24 protein-coding genes are annotated in these 22,683 nt (G+C 40.0%); 8 read left to right on the forward strand and 16 right to left on the reverse strand.

The genetic code is table 11. The annotated features are described in order from the left end of the window. Window positions 1-141 precede the first annotated feature (141 nt). Window positions 142-711: an alkylphosphonate utilization protein gene (locus HWV01_RS18485; RefSeq protein ID WP_211672930.1), complete on the forward strand. Its 570-nt coding sequence runs from the start codon at window positions 142-144 to the stop codon at window positions 709-711. A gap of 154 nt (window positions 712-865) precedes the next feature. Here the strand turns inward: HWV01_RS18485 and HWV01_RS18490 are convergent, their stop codons facing one another. Beyond that, window positions 866-1,585 (reverse strand): YebC/PmpR family DNA-binding transcriptional regulator, encoded by a 720-nt coding sequence (locus HWV01_RS18490; RefSeq protein WP_211672931.1) that lies wholly within the window; start codon window positions 1,583-1,585, stop codon window positions 866-868. 235 nt (window positions 1,586-1,820) lie between these two features. Between HWV01_RS18490 and HWV01_RS18495 the strand changes: the two genes are divergently transcribed. The 3 genes from HWV01_RS18495 (at window position 1,821) to HWV01_RS18505 (ending at window position 4,298) form a co-directional block, all read left to right on the forward strand. Continuing rightward, window positions 1,821-3,278, forward strand: a complete 1,458-nt coding sequence (locus tag HWV01_RS18495) for a M48 family metalloprotease (protein ID WP_211672932.1) — start codon at window positions 1,821-1,823, stop codon at window positions 3,276-3,278. Window positions 3,279-3,358: 80 nt separating this feature from the next. Continuing rightward, window positions 3,359-3,709, forward strand: coding sequence for an arsenate reductase (glutaredoxin) (gene arsC / locus HWV01_RS18500; RefSeq protein ID WP_211672933.1), 351 nt, complete (start codon window positions 3,359-3,361; stop codon window positions 3,707-3,709). 13 nt (window positions 3,710-3,722) lie between these two features. Further along, complete coding sequence (locus HWV01_RS18505; RefSeq protein WP_211672934.1) at window positions 3,723-4,298, forward strand: DUF2069 domain-containing protein; 576 nt, start codon at window positions 3,723-3,725, stop codon at window positions 4,296-4,298. A 116-nt stretch (window positions 4,299-4,414) separates the two neighbouring features. On the opposite strand, the gene hda is transcribed toward HWV01_RS18505, so the two are convergent. Then, a complete protein-coding gene (hda, locus tag HWV01_RS18510; protein ID WP_211672935.1) occupies window positions 4,415-5,128 on the reverse strand; it encodes a DnaA inactivator Hda in 714 nt (237 codons plus the stop codon). Between the two features lie 97 nt (window positions 5,129-5,225). After that, window positions 5,226-6,272 carry a DUF2066 domain-containing protein gene (locus HWV01_RS18515; protein ID WP_211672936.1) on the reverse strand — a complete coding sequence of 349 codons (1,047 nt, stop codon included), beginning with the start codon at window positions 6,270-6,272 and terminating at the stop codon, window positions 5,226-5,228. A gap of 206 nt (window positions 6,273-6,478) precedes the next feature. Between HWV01_RS18515 and HWV01_RS18520 the strand changes: the two genes are divergently transcribed. Then, window positions 6,479-6,595, forward strand: coding sequence for a uracil phosphoribosyltransferase (locus HWV01_RS18520; RefSeq protein WP_211672937.1), 117 nt, complete (start codon window positions 6,479-6,481; stop codon window positions 6,593-6,595). Window positions 6,596-6,675: 80 nt separating this feature from the next. Here the strand turns inward: HWV01_RS18520 and upp are convergent, their stop codons facing one another. Then, window positions 6,676-7,302 (reverse strand): uracil phosphoribosyltransferase, encoded by a 627-nt coding sequence (gene upp / locus HWV01_RS18525; RefSeq protein ID WP_211672938.1) that lies wholly within the window; start codon window positions 7,300-7,302, stop codon window positions 6,676-6,678. A gap of 222 nt (window positions 7,303-7,524) precedes the next feature. Here upp and purM point away from each other — a divergent pair, with 222 nt between their 5' ends. Together purM and purN are read left to right on the forward strand one after the other, a co-directional pair. After that, on the forward strand, window positions 7,525-8,565 hold the full coding sequence (gene purM / locus HWV01_RS18530; protein ID WP_045109138.1) for a phosphoribosylformylglycinamidine cyclo-ligase: 1,041 nt from the start codon (window positions 7,525-7,527) through the stop codon (window positions 8,563-8,565). Next, a complete protein-coding gene (gene purN / locus HWV01_RS18535; protein WP_211672939.1) occupies window positions 8,565-9,212 on the forward strand; it encodes a phosphoribosylglycinamide formyltransferase in 648 nt (215 codons plus the stop codon). The genes purM and purN overlap by 1 nt, the downstream gene beginning before the upstream one ends. 99 nt (window positions 9,213-9,311) lie before the next feature. Here the strand turns inward: purN and HWV01_RS18540 are convergent, their stop codons facing one another. After that, a complete protein-coding gene (locus HWV01_RS18540; protein WP_211672940.1) occupies window positions 9,312-10,088 on the reverse strand; it encodes a class II glutamine amidotransferase in 777 nt (258 codons plus the stop codon). A gap of 76 nt (window positions 10,089-10,164) precedes the next feature. Beyond that, window positions 10,165-10,755 carry a D-sedoheptulose 7-phosphate isomerase gene (lpcA, locus tag HWV01_RS18545; RefSeq protein ID WP_211672941.1) on the reverse strand — a complete coding sequence of 197 codons (591 nt, stop codon included), beginning with the start codon at window positions 10,753-10,755 and terminating at the stop codon, window positions 10,165-10,167. Between the two features lie 436 nt (window positions 10,756-11,191). On the opposite strand from lpcA, the gene fadE reads away from it, so the two are divergent. After that, window positions 11,192-13,708 (forward strand): acyl-CoA dehydrogenase FadE, encoded by a 2,517-nt coding sequence (fadE, locus tag HWV01_RS18550; protein WP_211672942.1) that lies wholly within the window; start codon window positions 11,192-11,194, stop codon window positions 13,706-13,708. Between the two features lie 125 nt (window positions 13,709-13,833). Here the strand turns inward: fadE and pepB are convergent, their stop codons facing one another. The 10 genes from pepB to HWV01_RS18600 all read right to left on the reverse strand — a co-directional run bounded on the left by pepB (window position 13,834) and on the right by HWV01_RS18600 (window position 22,641). Next, window positions 13,834-15,132, reverse strand: coding sequence for an aminopeptidase PepB (pepB, locus tag HWV01_RS18555; protein WP_211672943.1), 1,299 nt, complete (start codon window positions 15,130-15,132; stop codon window positions 13,834-13,836). Between the two features lie 269 nt (window positions 15,133-15,401). Beyond that, the gene (locus HWV01_RS18560; protein ID WP_211672944.1) at window positions 15,402-16,112 is read right to left on the reverse strand and encodes a PEP-CTERM sorting domain-containing protein; all 711 of its coding nucleotides are present in this window, start codon (window positions 16,110-16,112) and stop codon (window positions 15,402-15,404) included. A 487-nt stretch (window positions 16,113-16,599) separates the two neighbouring features. Next, a complete protein-coding gene (locus tag HWV01_RS18565) occupies window positions 16,600-17,301 on the reverse strand; it encodes a PEP-CTERM sorting domain-containing protein (protein WP_211672945.1) in 702 nt (233 codons plus the stop codon). Window positions 17,302-17,526: 225 nt separating this feature from the next. After that, on the reverse strand, window positions 17,527-17,724 hold the full coding sequence (iscX, locus tag HWV01_RS18570) for a Fe-S cluster assembly protein IscX (protein WP_006031189.1): 198 nt from the start codon (window positions 17,722-17,724) through the stop codon (window positions 17,527-17,529). A 113-nt stretch (window positions 17,725-17,837) separates the two neighbouring features. After that, the gene (gene fdx / locus HWV01_RS18575; protein ID WP_211672946.1) at window positions 17,838-18,176 is read right to left on the reverse strand and encodes an ISC system 2Fe-2S type ferredoxin; all 339 of its coding nucleotides are present in this window, start codon (window positions 18,174-18,176) and stop codon (window positions 17,838-17,840) included. A gap of 3 nt (window positions 18,177-18,179) precedes the next feature. Beyond that, on the reverse strand, window positions 18,180-20,039 hold the full coding sequence (gene hscA / locus HWV01_RS18580; RefSeq protein ID WP_211672947.1) for a Fe-S protein assembly chaperone HscA: 1,860 nt from the start codon (window positions 20,037-20,039) through the stop codon (window positions 18,180-18,182). A 30-nt stretch (window positions 20,040-20,069) separates the two neighbouring features. Then, window positions 20,070-20,588: a co-chaperone HscB gene (hscB, locus tag HWV01_RS18585; RefSeq protein ID WP_211672948.1), complete on the reverse strand. Its 519-nt coding sequence runs from the start codon at window positions 20,586-20,588 to the stop codon at window positions 20,070-20,072. A 69-nt stretch (window positions 20,589-20,657) separates the two neighbouring features. Then, window positions 20,658-20,981 (reverse strand): iron-sulfur cluster assembly protein IscA, encoded by a 324-nt coding sequence (gene iscA / locus HWV01_RS18590; RefSeq protein WP_067049751.1) that lies wholly within the window; start codon window positions 20,979-20,981, stop codon window positions 20,658-20,660. Window positions 20,982-20,990: 9 nt separating this feature from the next. Next, a complete protein-coding gene (iscU, locus tag HWV01_RS18595) occupies window positions 20,991-21,374 on the reverse strand; it encodes a Fe-S cluster assembly scaffold IscU (protein WP_211672949.1) in 384 nt (127 codons plus the stop codon). A gap of 52 nt (window positions 21,375-21,426) precedes the next feature. Continuing rightward, window positions 21,427-22,641 (reverse strand): IscS subfamily cysteine desulfurase, encoded by a 1,215-nt coding sequence (locus HWV01_RS18600; protein WP_211672950.1) that lies wholly within the window; start codon window positions 22,639-22,641, stop codon window positions 21,427-21,429. Window positions 22,642-22,683 lie beyond the last annotated feature (42 nt).

Here is a 22,683-nt window from a genome sequence, read left to right on the forward strand (position 1 = left end):
AACTCGCCAAGGTGTTGATTGTGAATTTAACCAAACACATTGACCAAGTTAACCGATAACATCAGATTGAACCTATTGTGAGATACCCAAAATACTTCCGCTGTGGCATAATAGCCCTACAAAATTTAGAGGATTAATTCAATGACTATCGAAACAACGCTATTACAACGCAGTGGTTCTAAATGTGAAATGTGCACATCAGAATCTAACCTATCCGCTTATGAGCTACCTGAATCACCAGAAAAAAGCTCTGACTGTGCAGTAATGCTTTGTGGTACTTGCCTTGAGCAAATCAACAACTCAGATACTCTTGATGAAAATCACTGGCGTTGCCTAAACGACAGTATGTGGAGCCAAGTACCAGCAGTACAAGTACTTGCATACCGCATGTTAAACCGCCTAGATGCAGACTGGTCACGTGACCTACTTGATATGATGTACCTAGAAGAAGACGTAAAAGCATGGGCTGAAAAAGGCGTGTTAATTGCGGCAATGACAGACTCACCAGCGCGTGACGTAAACGGTACTATTTTAAAAGCTGGCGACAACGTAAACATCATCAAAGATTTGCCTGTTAAAGGCTCAAGCTTAGTGATCAAACGTGGTACAGCTGTGCGTAATATTGGTTTAACAGATAATCCATTACACATTCAAGGCCGTGCTAACGGTACTGCAATGGTGATCATTTCTGCATACTGTAAAAAAATGTAATTTGCTTAATTTGTCTCGTCTTAGAATACGTTGACAGTTAACCAGATCAAAAAAGGCCGATTACCCATTCTAATAAAGAAGCGGTAACCGGCCTTTTTTATATGCGGCGTTTATATGTGTATAAAAAACCGCATTTCATTAACTATATTAATAATTAGTCAATGATCGCATTGTGATATACATCTTGTACATCATCACTGTCGTTTAAGGCAGCAAGGAAACGTTCAAACATTTCAACGTCATCACCCGTCACTTCAATTTCAACTTGTGGTAAGAATGTAATGTCTTCTGCATCAAATTCAATACCAGAAAACGCTTCTGATAATGCTACTTTCGTTTTGTAGAATTCAGTGTGTGGAACATAAACAGTGATCGTACCGTCTTCGTTCTCAACATCAGCTACATCTACTTCCGCTTCCATTAATGTTTCTAATACCGCATCTTCGTCATCAAATTTGAATTCAAATACAGCTTGATGATCAAACATGTGTGATACAGAACCTTGCGCACCTAATTTCGCACCATTCTTAACGAATGCTTGACGAACTTCAGTGAAAGTACGCTTACCGTTGTCAGTTAGACACTCAACAATAACCATGCAGTTACCCGGTCCAAAACCTTCATAACTTGCGCGCTCATAATCTTCGCCGCCAGCGCCAGATGCTTTTTCAATAGCACGTTCGATTACGTGAGTTGGAACTTGATCTTTTTTCGCTTTTTCAATGATGCGGCGAAGACTTAAGTTGCTATCAGGGTCGCCACCACCAGTTTTTGCAGATACATAGATCTCTTTACCATATTTAGAGTAGATCTTAGTTTTCATGCCAGCTGTTTTAGCCATCGATAATTTACGGTTTTGGAACGCTCTGCCCATCTTAATTCACTCTCATTTTAAATTTGAAATAAATACTTACCGATTTTAGCAGGATTAACACCATTTTTTCCACAAAAGCGTAAATATCTTATCTTCCATCAACAAAAATTGGCTAAACATCCCACGGAACTATAACGAATATAGGTCGTCTAACAATTTGTCACTGTTATCGGTTAATATTATGCTCTACTATGTTAACTAAATTTACTTAGTTATTACCGCATAGGTCACCCATTTGTATCTAAAAAAAATATTACGCTTGACCAGTACAGCATTATTTGTCGGTACGTTGGGTCTAGTAAGCACAGTACAAGCAACTAACAAACTGCCCGAAATTGGCACAGCCGGTGTGACGGCCTTATCGATCGAGCAAGAACGTCAGTATGGCGCAGCCTTCATTAAAATAGCACGTGGTTCTTTCCCTATGGTTAGCGACCCTGTTTTACAAGAATACATTGCCGAACTGGGCGCAAAACTCATTAACCAAACCGATTCCGTTCGTTTTCCATTTAATTTTTTCCTCATTAAAGATGATGAAATTAATGCGGCGGCATTTCTTGGTGGCTATGTAAAAGTGCACACAGGCTTATTTTTATACGCCGAAAGTGAATCAGAATTTGCATCCGTCATCGCCCATGAGATCTCGCATATCACTCAGCGCCACCTTGCGCGTAGTTTAGAGGCGCAAGCAGGTAATAGCCAACTGACTGTTGCGGGGTTAGTTGGCGCAGTATTATTGGGTATTGCGAATCCGGTTGCAGGTATTGCGATGTTACAAACCACTGTAGCTATTAATGTTCAGTCTACCATTAACTATACCCGCGCCAATGAATTTGAAGCCGATCGTATTGGTATTCAAGTACTGGCGAATGCTGGTTATGATCCTGCAGCAATGTCGACTTTCTTCGGTAAATTATCTGCGCAATACCGTTTTAGCTCAAAACCACCACAAATGCTGATCACTCACCCATTACCAACCACCCGAATTGCCGAAGCACGTGATAGAGCAGCACTATATCCAAATCGTTATTATCCACCAAGTCTCGACTATCAATTAGCCAAAGCCCGTATTCAGGTCCGCTATGGCACCTTAAAACCAAAAGAAGCACTGCAATTTTTTCAACATCAACTTAAAACTAAAAGTTTCAAGCTAAAAGATGCGGCACTCTATGGTCAAGCATTGGCGTTACTACAATTAGATAAAAATGTAGAAGCCAAAAAAATCGTTGTCGAATTAGCTAAAACGCAGCCAAACAACCTGTTTTACCTCGATACTCTTACCGATATTGATTTAGCCTTAAAACATAATGCCGAAGCTATTGTGAGATTAAAAAAAGCCAATAACAGATATCGTAATAACCCGGTTACCACCATCAATTTAACCGTAGCCTTGCAACAAGATAAACAGTATGGCGAAGCTAAAAAGCTCATTCGAAATTACTTACGTGATAATGAAACAGATATGATTGCCTTAAGCATTTATATTGATTTACTTCGACAAACGGATGATAAGATAAAGATGTATGTCCAACGTGCAAATCTGGCGCAACTTAAAGCTAACTATCCAAAAGCCCTTAATGAACTGCAATCAGCGCGAACACTTGCAACAAGCTCAGCAGATATTGCTCGAATTGATGCGCATATGGAAAAAATTGAGTTAGAAAAGCAAGAAATGCAGGCATTGCAAAACTAGCCAAGGGACAGGAAACAAGGCAAAATGGGGACTTTAAGGATCCCCATTTTTTTAAGACTTGTTTAAGGAATAGGCCAAGCATGACTATTGTCACTATTTATCATAATCCGCGTTGCTCTAAAAGCCGCCAAACTCTTGCTTTATTAGAAGAACAAGGTGTCACGCCAAGCATCGTAAAATACCTCGAAACGCCACCATCAGCAGCACAGCTGCAAAAAATATTAACCTTACTCGCATTAACGCCTCGTCAATTAATGCGTATTAAAGAAGCTGAATATAAAGCACTTGGTTTAGATGATGAAAGCTTGTCTAATGACGAACTCATTGCCGCAATGATCGCAACACCGAAATTAATCGAACGGCCAATTGTACTAGCAAACGGCAAAGCTACGATTGGCCGTCCACCTGAAAATGTTTTAGCCATTCTCTAACTACGAGCAAATAATGCAAACAACACAAGAAATACAAAAGCGTATTACTCAGTACCGGTTTCTGGGACTTTTTGGCTTCTTTGGCCTGATCATACTCATGTTCGTATGGCAGTTATGGCTAACGCCAGAAAAACTACAAGACCATACCCAATCACAAGCATTAGCTGAATTAACAGCAATGGCAGAAGTTAATCCAGAATTATTACCGCAAGTTGAAGCTGAAAAACAGAAATGGCTAGAGCGCCAAGCATCACACGAGTCAAATCCATTAGCCAAAGCCTTTATTTGGATCTTGCCATTATTATTCCCCTTCTACGGGTTGATCAAAGGAAAGCCTTACACGGCAGCTTGGAGTAACTTTGTTGTCATGATCTATTACATGCATTCATTAACCATCATGTATACCGATCCAGATGAGCGTTATCTTGCGATCCTGGAGTTTGCCTTAGCCAACTGCATGTTATTTGGTAACGGTATTTATGCCCGTATGCAGGGCAAAGAGTTAGGCCTAGGTCTTGATAAGCTAAAAGTAGTGATGGCTGAAGAAAAAGAACGAGAAGAAGCATACAAAGCGAAAAACAAAGATTAACTTTGTGTAAGCTAACAGTCTCACTTAAATAACAAAAAAGGAAATAGTGTCATCGAACCTATTTCCTTTTTACTTTTTACTTTTCAATATTTTGTAAGTAGTTTTGGCTTTGTTAATTATAAAGAGAGGGTTTCTTTCACAAAAGGGATGGTTAAACGACGTTGGGCACTAATTGACGCATTATCTAATCGATCTAATATCGAAATAAGGGTTTCCATATCTCGAGATGAACGATTTAATAAGAAACGGCCAACATCCACCGGTAGCTTCAGTCCTCTAAATTCAGCACGTAGCTGTAACGCAGCGAGCTTACCGTCATCATCCAATAACTGCAGTTGGTAGCTAACGCCCCAGTCTAGTCGAGAAAGCAGATCCGGTAATTGAATACCTAAATGCCTTGCCGCGCTATTACCAGTGACAATGAGTGAACCTGGATTATCTTGATCATGACTATCACGCCAACGATTATAAAAATTGAATAATGCGACTTCCCATTCACGGTTACCTGCGATCAATTCAATATTATCGATACAAACAATATCAAGATGTTCCATACCATCTAATACGGATGGTGACATCATGGCAGACATTGCCATCGGTAAATAAGCGGCAGAACGATCAGCGTCCGTACACTCGGTACAGGTTGCGTGAAGTAAATGAGAGGTACCGGAACTTCGGCTACCAAATAAATAAAGAAATGGATCACCGTCGCCGACAGCAGCATTTTTTAATGCTGTCAGTAGTTGGACATTAGCACCGGGGTAAAAACTCGCGAAAGTTTCACCATCGGGTAATTGTACAGATAAAGAAAGTTGTGCTGGAGTGTTCAATATCACCCTTTCATACAATCATAAGATTAGTGAGGCCATTGTAGCACCTCAATGCCCGATAGAAAACGACTAGTAAAAAAACACGATGTAAATTTGCTTAATTTATCACATTCCATTGAAAATTCATGTCACCAAAGGCATTTTCAGTACTTTGGATCCGTTGATCTAACGATAATTCGGTCAATAGATCTTGCTGCGTACCCAATAATACTAATTTTAATTGCACATTCGATCCTGTTACGGTACCAAGATCAACTTGTGCAACGGCGGATAATTCAGAAAACATTGTAATCAATTTAGCATAATCAGTAATGTCAGTAACAGCACCTACATTTAAGAACACCACTTCATCTTTGCCCGATGCTTTCACGCTATAACGTTCACCTAGATGATCAGCAAGACTATCAGTTAGTTTTGTACCGATGGCAGCAAGCTCACCTTGACCTTGTCCATTTAGCCAAATCTCATACGGTTGGTTACTATTGTTACGACCATACATACTCCAATTTAGTTGGTAATCATCATCTTGCTTAATAATCTTCGCAATTATGTAATTGTCAGCACCATAACGTGCAGAAGCGAGTTCAACCGGATCTGTAAACTGTCCCCATAAATCACTACTGCTTACTTGCAGTTGATCATCAAGATCCATGACAGGAAATAATACCGGGATCGCTCGTTTATTTGCTTGTGCTTTAATCGCATTAATAAAGTCAGCATAATCACTGTCACTTTCACCTTTTACGCTGCGACTAAAGTCTTCATCAACCACTAGCCATATTACTTGCTGAGGGCGATTCTGACTCCATACACCAAATTCACTACTGCGTAATAGGCGGTTTATTTTTTGCTCATTAAAGCTTGCTTGTAAATAACGCTCGCCATCAACACGCTCTTCAGCTTGTTTCACTAAATATTCACGCGCATTGATTAATGCTTTTTTGATCACAGGATTAGTCGCAATTGCCGCATTACCAGAAACCTTGACCAATACTTCTGAAAAAGCAACTTTTTGTAACGTACGGTTAGATTGATCATTCACAGCCATAACAGATGCCGAATAAAGATGCTCCACCTCAACCGCATGCGCAGTCAAAGGTAAAAGAGATAACAATGATAATAAAACAGGAAATAAACGCTTCATACGATCCTTTTTAAGAGTAACGTGATGACTCAAATTGATTATTTGAATAATACCATAGCCAACGCTATTAATTTACCTCAAATAATAACCAAACCAGCCACTATGTCCAAACATATTCCATGGCTTCGGGCTAATTAGTCTTATAGAGAAACATTGACCATACTAAAGTATCAAGGCGTTGTCTTTAAAATGAAGGAATTAGTTGTATGGATGGTAAAGAAACTGAAAGTGACCGATATTTTGATATCGATATTGAAAAAATATATCTATTGAATATATTATTTATCTGGGGCGGATATTTAGTGGGAACTCAAGTTGAGTAGAAAGATACAGACATCAACATAATTCGCGAATGTCTGTATAGCTCAATTAAACAATATAATTAAGCGGCTTATCATTGGTCTTATTTAGTACCAAAAATCTTATCGCCTGCGTCACCAAGACCAGGAACGATGTAACCTTTTTCGTCTAAACGCTCATCTACAGACGCAGTGTAAAGCTCGATGTCTGGGTGCGCTTCTTCTAGCGCCTTTAGACCTTCAGGTGCAGCAACAAGGATAAGTACTTTAATACGCTTACAACCTTTTGCTTTTAACAAATCTAAAGTGGCGATCATAGAACCACCTGTTGCTAGCATAGGGTCAACAACAATCGCTAAACGTTCATCAATACTATGTACTATTTTTTCGAAGTAAGGTACTGCTTCTAATGTTTCTTCATCACGGTAAATACCTACAACGCTCACACGTGCACTAGGCATATGCTCAAGTACGCCATCCATCATACCTAGACCAGCACGTAATACTGGCACTACAGTTACCTTTTTCCCTTTGATTTGATCAACAGTAACATCGCCATTCCAACCTTCAATGGTCTTCTGTTCTAACTCTAAATCAGCCGTTGCTTCATAAGTCAGTAAGCTACCCACTTCTGTCGCTAGTTCACGAAAACGTTTGGTGCTAATATCAGCCGCACGCATTAAACCCAACTTATGACGTACTAGCGGGTGCTTAACCTCAACAACTTTCATGGAATCTCCTAATAAAATCAAAGTAAGTACAATACAAAAAGACGCAATATTACCAATAATGGCACTATAATGATAGCTTATTCCAAGGAAAATCCAGAGTTAAGAATAAAATCAATTTGAAGGTCGAACAAGGCATAATTTTGTTTCTATTCTGTGATTAAAGTTGTTAACATGGCGGCGATTTTTTAATCCAATTGATACGATTAGTTTGTGAGGGATCCAGTGAGCAACCAAAATACTTCTCTAAGTTATAAAGATGCAGGCGTTGATATAGACGCAGGTAATGCATTAGTAGAACGCATTAAAGGTGTAGCAAAAAAGACTAAACGACCTGAAGTTATGGGTGGTCTAGGTGGCTTCGGCGCACTTTGCCAATTGCCTACTGGTTATAAAGAACCAGTGTTGGTCGCAGGAACAGACGGTGTAGGAACGAAACTACGCCTCGCTATCGATTTAGCTAAATATGATACTGTTGGTATCGATCTAGTTGCTATGTGTGTGAATGACCTTATTGTACAAGGTGCTGAGCCACTATTCTTCTTAGATTACTACGCAACAGGTAAACTAGATGTAGATGTAGCTACAGCAGTTGTTACCGGTATTGGTGAAGGTTGTCTACTATCAGGTTGTGCGTTGACCGGTGGTGAAACAGCTGAAATGCCGGGTATGTACGACGGTAAAGATTTTGACATTGCTGGCTTCTGTGTCGGTATTGTTGACAAAGAAAATATCATCGACGGTACTAAAGTTGCTGCGGGTGATAAACTTATCGCTTTAGGATCGAGTGGCCCTCACTCAAACGGCTATTCTTTAGTTCGTAAGATCCTTGAAGTTTCAAAAGAAGATCCAAGTCAAGCATTTGGTGATTCAACGCTAGGTGATACGCTTCTAACACCAACTAACATCTATGTTAAGTCTGTGCTAGCTGTGTTGAAAGAATGTGAAGTTCATGCTTTATCACACATCACTGGTGGTGGTTTCTGGGAAAATATCCCACGTGTACTACCAGCATTAACAAAAGCCATCATCGATGAGAATAGCTGGCAGTGGCCTGAAATTTTCAACTGGTTACAAGAAAAAGGTAACGTTGAACGTACAGAAATGTACCGTACGTTTAACTGTGGTGTTGGTATGGTTATTGCGCTACCAGAAGCACAAGTTGAAAAAGCACTGGAAATTTTCACTGAACACGGCGAAAATGCGTGGCTAATCGGTGAAATTGCAGACGCTGCAGAAAATGAAGAACAAGTAGAGATAAAATAATGTCTAAACAAGCATCTATCGTAGTATTAGTTTCTGGTAATGGAAGTAATTTACAAACCATTCTAGATCAGTGCGAACAAGGTTCTATTAACGGTAAAGTAACCGCTGTTTTTAGTAACAAAAGTACTGCTTATGGCTTAGAACGAGCACAACTTGCTGGTGTGGACGCGATATCACTGGCTCAAGGTGATTTTTCTGACCGCACTGCATTTGATGCCGAACTCATGACACAAATAGATCAATATCAACCAGATCTGATTGTGTTAGCAGGCTATATGCGAATTCTGAGTGATAACTTTGTACAGCATTATGCTGGCAAGATGCTTAATATACATCCATCTCTACTGCCTAAATATCCTGGTTTAGATACACATCAACGTGCAATTGATAATGGCGATGAAGAACACGGTGCTTCAGTGCACTTTGTAACGCCAGAATTAGACTCAGGTCCCGTTATCTTGCAAGCAAAAGTACCTGTATTTGCTGACGATAGCGTAGATGATTTAAGCTCACGAGTACATACTCAAGAACATATGATTTACCCTATGGTTATACAGTGGTTCTGCGCTGAACGTTTAGCAATGATCGACGATAAAGCCGTACTTGATGGTAAAGAATTAGCACAAAGCGGCTACGCTGCTGACTAAGTTAATTCATTAATCCTAGATAATAAAAAGCCTTTATCGCATTACTGCATAAAGGCTTTTTTTATGGGACTTCCATGACATATGAATGAAATGAATACGCTAAAAATTAGTCAGCATGATATGGCCACGACAGAATACACAATACTCCCCCGGCTGCATTTTGTGCCAAACTTCATTATCCGTCAGCGGTTGCGTCGCTATAATCGCGACAACATCAGAATCTGAGGTTTCATTCGCAAAGTTAATTTCAATGTTTTCATCAATTAACTGCGCATGACCAAACGGCGCTTCGCGAATAATATGATGTAAGTTATTAGTACAGTAGGCAAATACGAAATCGCCATCGGTTAGTAACAGATTAAATACACCCAATGCTCTTAACTGATCACATAAGCTCGCAATAAAACGAAACACGGGTTTCATATCATTAGGCTTAATAGGAAACTGTTTACTTACTTCTTGTAAAATCCAACAGAACGCAAGTTCACTATCAGTCTCACCAATTGGTGTATAAAACCCAGTCGCTAAACCTTGATAATCAGTGAGCTGGCCATTATGTGCATACGTCCAGTTTTTACCCCAAAATTCACGGGTAAAAGGATGGGTATTTTCTAATGCCACACCACCACGATTAGCTTGACGAATATGCGAAATAACCGCTTGGCTTTTAATCGGGTAATCTTTGACTAATTGTGCGACTTTTGACTCGCAACTTGGTTTCGGGTCACGAAAAGTACGGCAACCCTTGCCTTCATAAAAAGTAATCCCCCAACCATCAGAATGTGGTCCAGTCTTACCACCACGCTGCATCAGCCCAGAAAAACTAAAACAAATGTCGGTAGGCACATTTGCGCTCATACCTAATAATTCACACATATACCGATAACTTCACTTTTATGGCTTACTGACATTAACCACATAGGGTTAAATTAATTTAAAGAAAGACTATAGCTTAATCTGCATAACCCATCATTTTTTCGACTAACTGAATTAACAAGTGGATCACTTTAATGTGGATCTCTTGGATACGGTCAGCATAACCAAAATGCGGTACTCTAATTTCGATATCAGCAATACCAGCCATTTTACCGCCATCTTTACCTGTTAACGCAATGGTCTTCATACCTTTGGCTTTTGCCGCTGCAAATGCATTTAGTACATTTTGAGAATTGCCGCTGGTGCTTAATCCTAATAGTACATCACCTTTTTGACCAATACCTTCAACATAACGTGAAAATACATACTCATAACCAAAATCATTACTCACACAAGACATATGACTCACATCAGAGATTGCAATTCCCGGCATTGCTGGACGATTTTCACGATAACGCCCCGATAATTCTTCAGCAAAATGCATCGCATCACAATGTGAACCACCATTACCACAAGATAATACTTTACCTCCGGCTTTAAATGAATCTGCTAATAAGGCCGCTGCGGCTTCGATATTTTCACCATTTTTGGGGTCAGCTAAAAAATCATTTAAAACTTGTGCTGCTTCGACTAATTCTTGCTGAATTAAGCCTTGATAACTTGTCATTTATTATCGCCTCTATGCTTAAAATATATTTGTATAATAGTACTATTGTTTCACAAAATAATGTACCTGTATCACCCACATAAATAAAAGGTTAAGCATAACCCAAAATAAGTTAACCACATGATAAAGTGCTTAGTTAACATCCACTTAATACCCAATAATGAGTATTAAAAGGTATTGTTTATTGACCGTATTGACCTAAAATAAAAGCAAATAGGCAATTAAATTATCAATTCAATAACGCTATTATCAGTGAACACTTGTAAACCCAATTGGTTAAAAACAAGCGTTTAGCGGCAGGTTCTATAAATAGTATGTAAAATACATGTAAAAAACTTGCTAATTTAATAGTTATCAACTAGAACTAATACTCAAACCAGCGTTCTGGTCTGACCTCTGACTTTGCTATTTAGTTGCTTAATGAAAGGAGAAAATCATGGCAACCACAATTTCACTATTAGCCTTAGTGGCGATATTTGGTACATTATCTTACCAAAGAGCATCATTAACTGCTTTTACCGGTGCGTTTTTTGTTGCACTTGCAGCCGTTTCATATTTCGGTGATGTTCCATTCGCTATTTGGATAATAACAGCTGTAATTGCGATACCATTAAATATCACCAGTATTCGTCAAGGCTATTTAACAGCGCCTATTTTAAAAGGCTTCCGTAAAATTATGCCTGAAATGTCTCAAACAGAGACTGAAGCATTAGAAGCCGGTACAACTTGGTGGGATGCAGACCTATTCAGCGGTAAACCAAATTGGGAAAAACTGCACAATGTGCCAGCGCCAGCGTTAACAGCTGAAGAGCGAGCTTTCCTTGACGGTCCCGTTGAAGAAGCATGTCGCATGGCTGATGAGTTTGATATCACGCATAATCGTGCAGACTTACCTCCAGAATTATGGGAATTCCTTAAGACTAAAGGTTTCTTCGCCATGATCATCAAGAAAAAATACGGTGGTCTAGAATTCTCTGCATTAGCACAATCAATGGTACTACAAAAATTAACTGGCTCAAGCGCAGTAATGGCGAGTACAGTTGGCGTACCTAACTCATTAGGGCCTGGTGAATTATTACAGCACTATGGTACTAAAGCGCAACAAGATTACTACCTTCCTCGTCTTGCCTCTGGTGATGAAATTCCATGTTTCGCACTAACAAGCCCTGAAGCCGGTTCTGATGCAGGCGCTATCCCTGATTTCGGTATCGTATGTAAAGGCGAATTCGAGGGTAAAGAAGTTCTCGGTATGAAACTGACTTGGAACAAACGTTATATTACGCTTGCACCTGTAGCGACTGTACTTGGTCTTGCGATTAAATTACGCGACCCAGATGGTCTACTTGGTGATAAAGAAGATATCGGTATTACTTGTGCGCTTATCCCTACGGATATCCCAGGTGTTGAAACTGGTCGTCGTCATTTCCCACTTAACTTACCATTCCAAAATGGTCCAACTAAAGGTAACGAAGTATTCGTACCATTAGATTACATTATTGGTGGTCCGGAAATGGCTGGTCAAGGCTGGCGTATGCTGGTTGAATGTCTGTCTGTTGGTCGTGGTATTACCCTTCCTTCTTGTTCTGCTGGTGCAGTTAAGCTAGCAGCATTAGGCATGGGTTCTTACACTGCTATCCGTCGTCAATTTAAAGTTGCGATAGGTAAAATGGAAGGTATCGAAGAGCCACTAGCACGAATTGGTGGTAATGCTTACCTTATGGGCGCAGCATCAACACTAACAACAAGTGCAATTGATTTAGGTGAGAAACCATCTGTAATTACTGCGATTATTAAAATGCATTTAACAGACCGTGCTCAGAAATGTGCAATCGATGCAATGGACATCTCTGGTGGTAAAGGTATCTGTCTTGGTCCAAACAACTTGGCAGGTCGTGGTTACCAAGCGGCACCAGTTGCAATTACGGTTGAAGGTGCAAACATTTTAACACGTAACCTGATCATTTATGGTCAAGGTGCAATCCGTTGCCATCCGTTCGTATTACCAGAACTGAATGCTGCAGCACTTGAAGATCATAAGAAAGGTCTACAAGACTTTGATGCCGCGTTATTCGGTCATATCGGCTTTGCAATGTCTAACTTCTTCCGTTCATTTGTAATGGGCATTACTAACGGTAAAGGTTCTGCAGCTCCATTTAAAGATGAAACTGCACAATACTACCAACAGATGAACCGTTTAAGTGCCAACTTAGCCTTTCTATCTGATGTAGCGATGGGTGTACTCGGTGGTGAGCTTAAACGTAAAGAACGAGTATCAGCACGTCTTGGGGATATATTAAGTCAACTGTACTTATCATCTGCAACGCTAAAACGTTTTGAAGATGAAGGTCGTCAAAAAGATGATTTACCATTCGTTCATTGGGCACTACAAGATTCATTATTTAAAGCTGAACAAGCAATTGATGAATTATTACGTAATTTCCCTGTTCGTGTTGTAGGTATCGCACTTCGTGCAATGGTATTACCAGCAGGTACGCGTCTATCACGCCCTACTGACACGTTAGACCATATTGTTGCAGGTTTACTACAAGTTCCTTCTGAAGCGCGTAGCCGTCTAGCGATAGACATGTACCTTACTGAAGAAGAAGGTAACCCTGTGGGTCTACAAGAGAAAGCCTTGAGAGACATAATCGTTGCTGAGCCTATCTTCATCCGTGTTTGTAAAGAGAATGGCGTTAAACTACCATTTATCTATCTAGACAAATTTGCTGACGAAGCACTGGCTAACAAGCAAATAACAGCAGATGAAGCGGAACTACTGAAAGAAGCTGAAGTTGGTCGTTTACGTACAATTAACGTTGATGACTTTGACCCTGAAGTACTTGCAGCAGATAAATCGTTAGTTAACCAACTAAATGGTGACTGGCGTGCACGTGCAAATGGCACAGCGAAACCAACGAAAAATAAAAAAGTAAAAACGGAAGCTATAGCTTAGTCTTTATTTCATAGCCGGTAACAATTCATCGTTATCAACAAAAATCCCACTGTGATCATTGATGACAGTGGGATTTTTTATTCACCACAAATTACTGTAGTGATCTATTACCTAACCTGTATTGCCTAAGCGTCTAATAGCGTTTTAGCCAAAGTACGAATACCATGGCCTTTCCCACCTGTTGCCCATAAATCATTGGCCGCTTTTTGATACGAACCCGCTAAATCTAAATGTAACCAACCTTGTCCATCTTCACGCACAAAACGCGATAAGAATGCAGCAGCGGTAGATGCCCCAGCGCGTCCTTCACCAGCATGGATATTAGCCATATCGGCAAAGCTTGACGGTAATTGTTGTTGATGCCACTTTTCTAGCGGTAGTTGCCAAGCAAACTCATTTTCAGCTTTCGCATTCGCCAACAACGAATTAACAAAAGCCTGATCAAAGCCAAATACCGCATTATAATCACGACCAAGTGCCATCTTAGCTGCACCAGTCAATGTTGCAGCGTCAATCAAACGTTGTGGCGAGTTTTCTTCTGCTGCAAGTAAACCGTCAGCTAGCACTAAGCGGCCTTCGGCATCGGTATTAAGCACTTCAACAGTGATATCATTTTTGTATTTTATAATATCGCCAAGCTTAAATGCATTGCTGCTGATCATGTTTTCTGCACAGCATAGGAATAACTGCACGCGTTGATTTAAGCCTTGGTTGATTGCTAATGCTAACGCACCAGTCAATGTCGCCGCGCCGCCCATATCACTCTTCATGGCCGCCATCGGTTCTGATGGTTTGATACTGTAACCGCCAGAGTCAAAGGTAATGCCCTTACCCACTAATGCTGTCGCCACAGGCGCATCAGCGTTACCCGTTGGATTGAAATCCAATTGCAGCATTGCAGGTGGATGTTGGCTGCCACGACCCACAGTATGAATCCCTGTAAAACCGTGTGTTAATAATTCTTCACCCGCAATAATCTTGTACGTAATCGATTCAGGTGCCAATTGTAATAATAAGTCTGCAGCACTTTGGGCTAACTTAATCGGATACATTTCTTCTGCATCGGTATTAATGGTTTTACGCACCCAATGACTGGCTTGTTGAAATGCAATGAAATCTTTCTTTTCAATACTGCTCGCTTGCTCTAAACCAAAACAAGCTTGCTGATTTTCTTTTGCTGTGTAATAACCTTGATCAAATGCAATACGTAATTCAGTATCCCATAATTCACCCTTTAAGGTCACTTTACCTATCCCTTGATTAGATAGTTTACGTGCCGCACGTTGTACTTGTAATGGGTAATCGGCACTATTATCACCGAGGTGAATAGAGGCGACACCAGCATCGAAGCTCACTAATGCATTATTACCCCAAAAATTTTCCGCGGGAGCAAGCGTTAGCTCAACGCTCATGAAATCCTTCATTAAATATCCTTAATATAGACACGATAATACGATTACTATAACAATACTTTTATGGTTTGTTTGGTTATGTATCATAAATATTTGTAAATCGTTTTATTATTCCGCCCATTAGAGGAGCTAGTTTAAAAGAATAAAGATTGTAGGTGGCAGTTATGGGGCTAGCTGTAACAGCGCTGGAAACGATCGATTCTCTACCTGAAAGATCCGTTGGTGGCTTAATTGCTTATTTCCTTAAACTAAAAAAGCTATCGCTTAACATAAATAAGAGATTAATCATTAGATTTATAAGTAGTTTTACGTCTAAGCATTAATGTTAACCCTAATAATCCAAATCCAAATAGCGTTAAACTAGCGGGTTCACTCACATTAATAGGGGGTGGTTCTGGATATACTTGTAATAAATCTTGCGCTCCATCGTTATGGTAGACCTCAACAATAACGTCATTTGTCCACGAATCTATAGAGTTAAGATAATCTGCCGCAAGGTCTACACCCGTATCGAATATTTGATATAAAATAAAGTCACCAGCACCTAGATCAAAACCATTTGTATTGTAGTCTTCATGCACAATTTCCCAAAGTGCAATCTGGAAGGCTGCAGCAGTGGTTGCATCTGAAATACCGGCATATTGGTTTGTATAGAGGCGGCCTATATATTCAGCCACTGCTGGCCCTGTTCCAAAAGGTTCGGGGTCCGTGGCTGGGTGGAGAGTGTAATCAGCCGTATCACCAAAACTAATTGGCTCATTCAACTCAATACAAAAAGCTAAAAAATCAGTTCCTGTCGTATTATTCGTGAAGTTAAACAACCCTGCAGATGAGAACCCCCCACCTCCCCCAACACCACTAAGAGAATATAGAACCCCCTCACTCCAACCATTTTCCCAAGAGTTTAAGGTTGCAGAAATTGTAGTCGCACTTACTTGGTTAGCCGATAAAATTAGGCTGAAGGTTAAAATTAATTTATGTATCAATTTCATATTTCAATTCCTATTATATATAAATACATACTCTCTAAAGCATTTGTCGTGCCATAAAAAAAACAACTTAAATACAACACGTTAAATGTAAAGAGGTAGTTTAAACATGATAGGTGTAAAAAAAATCAACACTTTAAAATAAATTTTTTTAATACTTATCCTTGTTTTTGACTTGCATAAATTCGCTATTAATATGAACGCGTTCCATCTCATGCGGCGAAGGATCTACTGTTCTGACATTAGTTGACTTAGATGAAAACGAGCTTGGTATGGGAGTAGTTCCACACATAGAGGAGCTAGTTTGAAAGAATAAAGATTGTAGATGGCAGTTATGGGGCTAGCTGTAACAGCGCTGGAAACGATCGGTTCTCTACCTGAAAGATCCGTTGGTGGCTTAATTGCTTATTTCCTTAAAACTAAAAAAACCATCGCTTAACATAATCAATTCAGAAAATAGGTTAATGGCGATGGCTAAACCAATCTGAGGTTAATCATTAGATTTATAAGTGATTTTGCGTCGAAGCATTGATGCTAACCCTAATAATCCAAATCCAAATAACGATAAACTGGCTGGTTCATTTACAGGAATAGGGGGCGGCTCTGGATATACTTGTAATAGATCTTGGATTCCAGCGTTACGATAGACATCAACAACAACGTTATTTGTCCACGAATCTAAGGAGTTAAGATAGCCTGCTGCAATATTTGCACCGCCAGGGAATGCTTGTACCAACTGAAAGTCACCAGTGTGTAAGTCGAAGCCATATGTATTGTAGTCTTCATGCACTATTTCCCAAAGTGCAATCTGGAAGGCTGCTGCTGTGCTTGCATCAGAAACACTGGCATATTTGTTTGTATAGAGGCGACCTATGTATTCAGCCACTTCAGCTCCTGTTCCAAAAGGTTCTGGGTCTGTGGCAGCGTAAATAGTAAAGTCTGCTGTATCACCGATATCAATTGGCTCATGGACCTCAAGACAAAAAGCTAAAAAGTCTGACTGTGTCGTATTATTGGTGAAATTAAATAATCCTGCCGATGAGTATCCATAACTACTTGGAGCAGTATATAGAACCCCCTCAGTCCAACCATTTTCCCAAGAGTTTAAGGTTGCAGAAATTGTAGTCGCACTTACTTGGTTAGCCGATAAAATTAGGCTGGAGGTTAAAATTAATTTAGGTATCAATTTCATATTTCAATTCCTATTAAGTTATGCCATCTGTGCATATTCTATATAAGCATTTACCGTGCCATAAAAAAAAGCATTTAAATACAATGCACTAAACTTGACGGGCAGTTGAAATATAACAATGTGTAAAAAAAATCAACGCTTCAAAATTAAAAAAAAGCCCATAATCAGCATATACTAATTATGGGCTTATTCTGTATTAACGATTACCTATTAACAATTAAATTGTTAATATTCATCAATCCAAGCAAGCATCACGGCTTCAAGTACTCTTTCACCACAATGATTAGGATCATCGGTAAAATCGTCCAACCCTAATATCATCCGACGCAAGTCTGTAAACCGGACTTGCTGTGGATCTTGCTCTGGATAATTTTCAGCTAATGTAATGGCAATCTCTGTACTATCCGACCACGCTAATGCCATAAAAACCTCCCTAAAAGATATGTGCAGCAACAAATAGGCTGCACTGTTACTTTCAGTTTAGTTTGCTTACGCTATTTATGTGTAGGGTAAAGACGCCTTAGCTGCACAATCAATTAATGGCTTTCAGATACCATGTTGATCGTGTATTTAGGGATCTCTACAACCAAATCTTCATCTTCTACGATCGCTTGGCAACCTAAGCGAGAGTCTGGTTCTAAACCCCATGCTTTATCTAACATGTCATCTTCAAGTTCATCACTTTCTTTTAATGAATCAAAGCCTTCACGTACAATCACATGACAAGTCGTACAGGCACATGATTTCTCACAAGCATGTTCAATGATGATTCTATTGCGAAGAGCAACATCAAGGATCGTTTCACCTTTCTCAACGTCTACAGATAGACCTTCCGGGCATAACTCTTCATGGGGTAAAAATATAACTTTTGGCATTTCTTAGACCTTATCTACCGACTGACCCTGCAACGCTTTACGGATTGATGCATCCATACGACGAGCAGCAAAATCTTGTGTTAATTTATCGACTGTTTCAATTTCTTTTTCAATCGCATCTCTGTCGCTACCTTGACGGATCTTATAAAGTACTTGGATCGCGTTTTCAATGGCTGTTTGCTCTACATCTGACAACAAGGCTTTACCGTCTTGTTGTAAGGCAACGATCAGGCTTTCCATTACACGATCCGCTTCTAGCTGCTGTTCAGCTAGCATGCGCGCAGTTACATCTTCTTTCGCATATGTCATTGAATCTTTAAGCATGTTAGCCACTTCATTATCACTTAATCCATACGACGGTTTAACTTGGATAGAAGCAGATACACCCGATGATTTTTCCATCGCGGATACACTTAACAACCCATCCGCATCAACTTGGAAGGTAACGCGAATATGCGCAGCACCCGCCGCCATTGGTGGAATACCTGTTAACGAGAAACGCGCTAATGAACGGCAATCATCAACCAATTCACGCTCGCCTTGCAACACGTGGATTGTCATTGCAGTTTGACCATCTTTAAACGTGGTAAACTCTTGAGCGCGTGCGACTGGAATAGTGGTATTACGTGGTATCACTTTTTCAACTAGGTTCCCCATAGTTTCAAGACCCAGTGACAATGGTGTTACGTCTAGTAATAACAGGTCTGAATCAGGTTTGTTACCAACTAATACATCGGCCTGAATCGCAGCACCAATTGCAACAACCTTATCTGGATTGATACTTGTCAGTGGCTCTTGTGCAAAGAACTCACCTACTTTTTCACGTACTAATGGTACACGTGTGGAACCGCCGACCATAACGACTTCAAGTACATCGTCTTTACTGATATCAGCGTCTTTTAACGAACGACGACATGCTAATAAAGTACGTTTGACCAATGGCTGAATAAGATCTTCAAATGTTGATCGGCTTAATATGCCCTGCCAACTAACCGCTTCTAATGCAATGTTAATCTCAACACTATCGTTATCTGTTAGTGCTTGTTTCGCATGTTTGGCTTCCGTTAGTAGTAGGCGTTGCATCGCTAACGACTGCTCACTCACAAGTCCAGCTTCAGCACTGATCCAGTCCGCAACTAAATGATCGAAATCATCACCACCCAGTGCAGAATCACCGCCTGTTGCAAGCACTTCGAATACGCCTTTATTTAAGCGTAAAATAGATATATCAAACGTACCGCCACCCAGATCATAAACCGCAATAATACCTTCTTGGCCAGCATCTAAACCATACGCGATCGCGGCAGCCGTTGGTTCATTTAATAATCGTAAAACATTTAACCCTGCAATATTTGCAGCGTCTTTCGTGCCTTGACGTTGTGCATCATCAAAATAGGCGGGTACCGTGATAACTACACCATTAAGTTCACCTGCAAGTGTCTCAGTTGCACGTGCTGCTAATGCTTTTAGAATTTCTGCAGATACTTGTACTGGATTAAGTTCACCAGCCACCGTCTTAATTAACGGTTGGCCCGATGCCGACTCAACAAGTACATTAGGAATACGCGTAGTATTAATATCAGTGAATGCTTTGCCCATCAAACGCTTTACCGAAGAAATGGTATTTTCTGGATCGGTTATCGCTTGTTGTGCTGCGTCGTCACCAACCACAACTGAATCTGTAGTATAATGAACCACTGACGGTAAAATATCTCGACCAGTCTTATCAACTAACGTTTCAGCACTGCCACTACGGACGCTTGCCACTAATGAATTCGTTGTACCTAGATCGATACCAACAGCAAGTTTATGCTCATGAGGTGCTGCCGTTTGTCCCGGTTCAGCAATTTGAAGTAATGCCATGTTTTAGGTTCTTAAATTTAAATTATTTGATTAATAATCAAGTAAACTATCTTCAAGTGTACTTAATTGTGTTTGCAGTTTGCAGACAAACTTTAATTTACGCACTACATTTGCCGCGTCGTTATAATGCTCAGCGCTGATTAATTTATTAAATTCTTGCAGGTACGCTTTAATCGATAATGTTAATTCATCATCAAAGTCTGCAATTTCTTGCTCAGGATCAGCTGAATGCGGAATTTCTTCAAGACGCTCGTGTTGTTCCATCTGCTGCATAAGAAACATTGGGTCTTGCAATGTTTGTTGTTCACCACGGATATCTTCATGACAAACGGCAAGGATATATTCAGCACGTTGAATTGGCGACTTAAGAATTGAATAAGCATCATTAACTTGTGATGATTTTTGCACCGCTAATAAACGCTCGCGCTCACTGTTATTGGCAAAATTATCCGGATGTAGTGTGCGTTGTAATTCTCGATATGTTATTGCTAAACTGGCATTATCTAGTTCAAAATTAACGGGTAAACCAAATAGCTCAAAATGGTTCATCTGACGACCTTTACTGAATAGATTAAATAAACAAAACCCAAACAACGAGGTTATTTGGGTTTATCAATATTATACGTTGAAGCTTTCACCGCAACCGCATTCGCCTTTCAGGTTGGGATTGTTAAATTCAAACCCTTCATTAAGGCCTTCTTTAACGAAATCTAACTCGATCCCGTCAAGATAAACGAGGCTTTTTTTATCCACGATAACGGTAACGCCTTTTTCAACAAAAACTTCGTCGTTCTCGTCAATAGCGTCAACAAACTCAAGAACATAAGCCAGGCCAGAGCAACCAGATGTTTTCACACCTAGGCGTAAACCGGCACCTTTACCACGTTTATCAAGGTAGCTAGCAACACGCGCTGCTGCAGAGTCTGATAAGGTAACTGCCATATTTAGCTCCTAAGACACTTTTTTCTTTTTGTAATCATCAATTGCAGCTTTAATTGCATCTTCAGCAAGAATTGAGCAGTGAATTTTCACTGGTGGTAATTCTAGCTCTTCAGCAATAGTCATATTGGTGATTTCGCCCGCTTGTTCAATACTCTTGCCTTTTACCCATTCGGTAACAAGTGAGCTTGATGCGATCGCTGAACCACAACCATAAGTTTTGAATTTAGCATCTTCGATAATGCCGTCATCATTAATTTTAAGTTGTAACTTCATTACGTCGCCACACGCCGGTGCGCCTACCATACCAGTTGCGATAGATGGATCATTTTTATCAAATGAACCTACGTTACGTGGATTTTCATAATGATCGATTACTTTTTCGCTATAAGCCATGATATAACTCCTTCAAACTAAATATAAATCTTCGTGAAACAAGGGTAAACGATTAGTGGTGATCCCACTCAATAGTACTTAAATCGATACCATCTTTAAACATCTCCCATAGAGGTGACATTTCACGTAGTTTACTGATATTTTCTTCAATGATGCTGGTTGCATAATCCACTTCTTCTTCAGTCGTAAAACGGCCGAATGAGAAACGAATTGAGCTGTGTGCCATTTCATCGTTTAGACCTAATGCACGTAGTACATAAGACGGTTCTAAACTTGCAGATGTACAAGCAGAGCCTGAAGAAACCGCAAGATCTTTCAGTGCCATCATCAATGACTCACCTTCAACAAAGTTGAAGCTTACGTTCAAGTTACTTACGATACGTTGTTCAGCATGACCATTTAGATATACTTCTTCGATACCTGCAATACCAGCCCAGAAACGTTTACGTAATGCTTCAGCATGGTCATTATCTTTTTGCATTTCTTCTTTAGCAATGCGGAAAGCTTCACCCATACCCACGATTTGGTGAGTTGGTAATGTACCACTACGCATACCACGTTCATGGCCGCCACCGTGCATTTGTGCTTCTAGGCGGATACGAGGTTTACGTTGAACGTATAATGCACCAATACCTTTAGGACCATAAATTTTATGTGCCGATACCGATAACATATCTACTTTTAGTTCAGAGAAATCGATTGGTAATTTGCCCGCACTTTGCGCAGCATCTACATGGAATAAGACTTTCTTAGAACGACAAAGTTCACCCAATGCAGCAATATCATTAATCGCACCGATTTCGTTATTCACGTGCATGATACTAACAATGATTGTATCTTCACGGATTGCAGCTTCAAGGATTTCAACTGTAATTAGACCTTCAGGTGTTGGGTCTAAATAAGTTACTTCGTATCCTTCACGCTCAAGCTGGCGACAAGTATCCAGCACAGCTTTGTGCTCAATTTTACTTGTGATGATATGCTTGCCTTTCTTGTTATAAAAATGCGCTGCACCTTTAATCGCAAGATTGTTTGATTCAGTTGCGCCCGAAGTAATTACAACTTCTCGTGGGTCTGCATTTACTAAATCTGCAATTTGATTACGAGCAATGTCTACTGCTTCTTCAGCTTGCCAGCCGAAACGGTGTGAACGAGACGCAGGGTTACCAAAAATGCCGTCCATAGTTAAGCATTGCATCATTTTTTCTGCTACACGTGGATCTACAGGCGTAGTGGCAGAATAATCCAAATAAATAGGTTTTTTCATTTAGTCATTGCTCCATACAACACAGTTAGACAACTAACTGTG

This window comes from Moritella sp. 5 (genome assembly GCF_018219455.1).
Classification (GTDB): domain Bacteria; phylum Pseudomonadota; class Gammaproteobacteria; order Enterobacterales; family Moritellaceae; genus Moritella.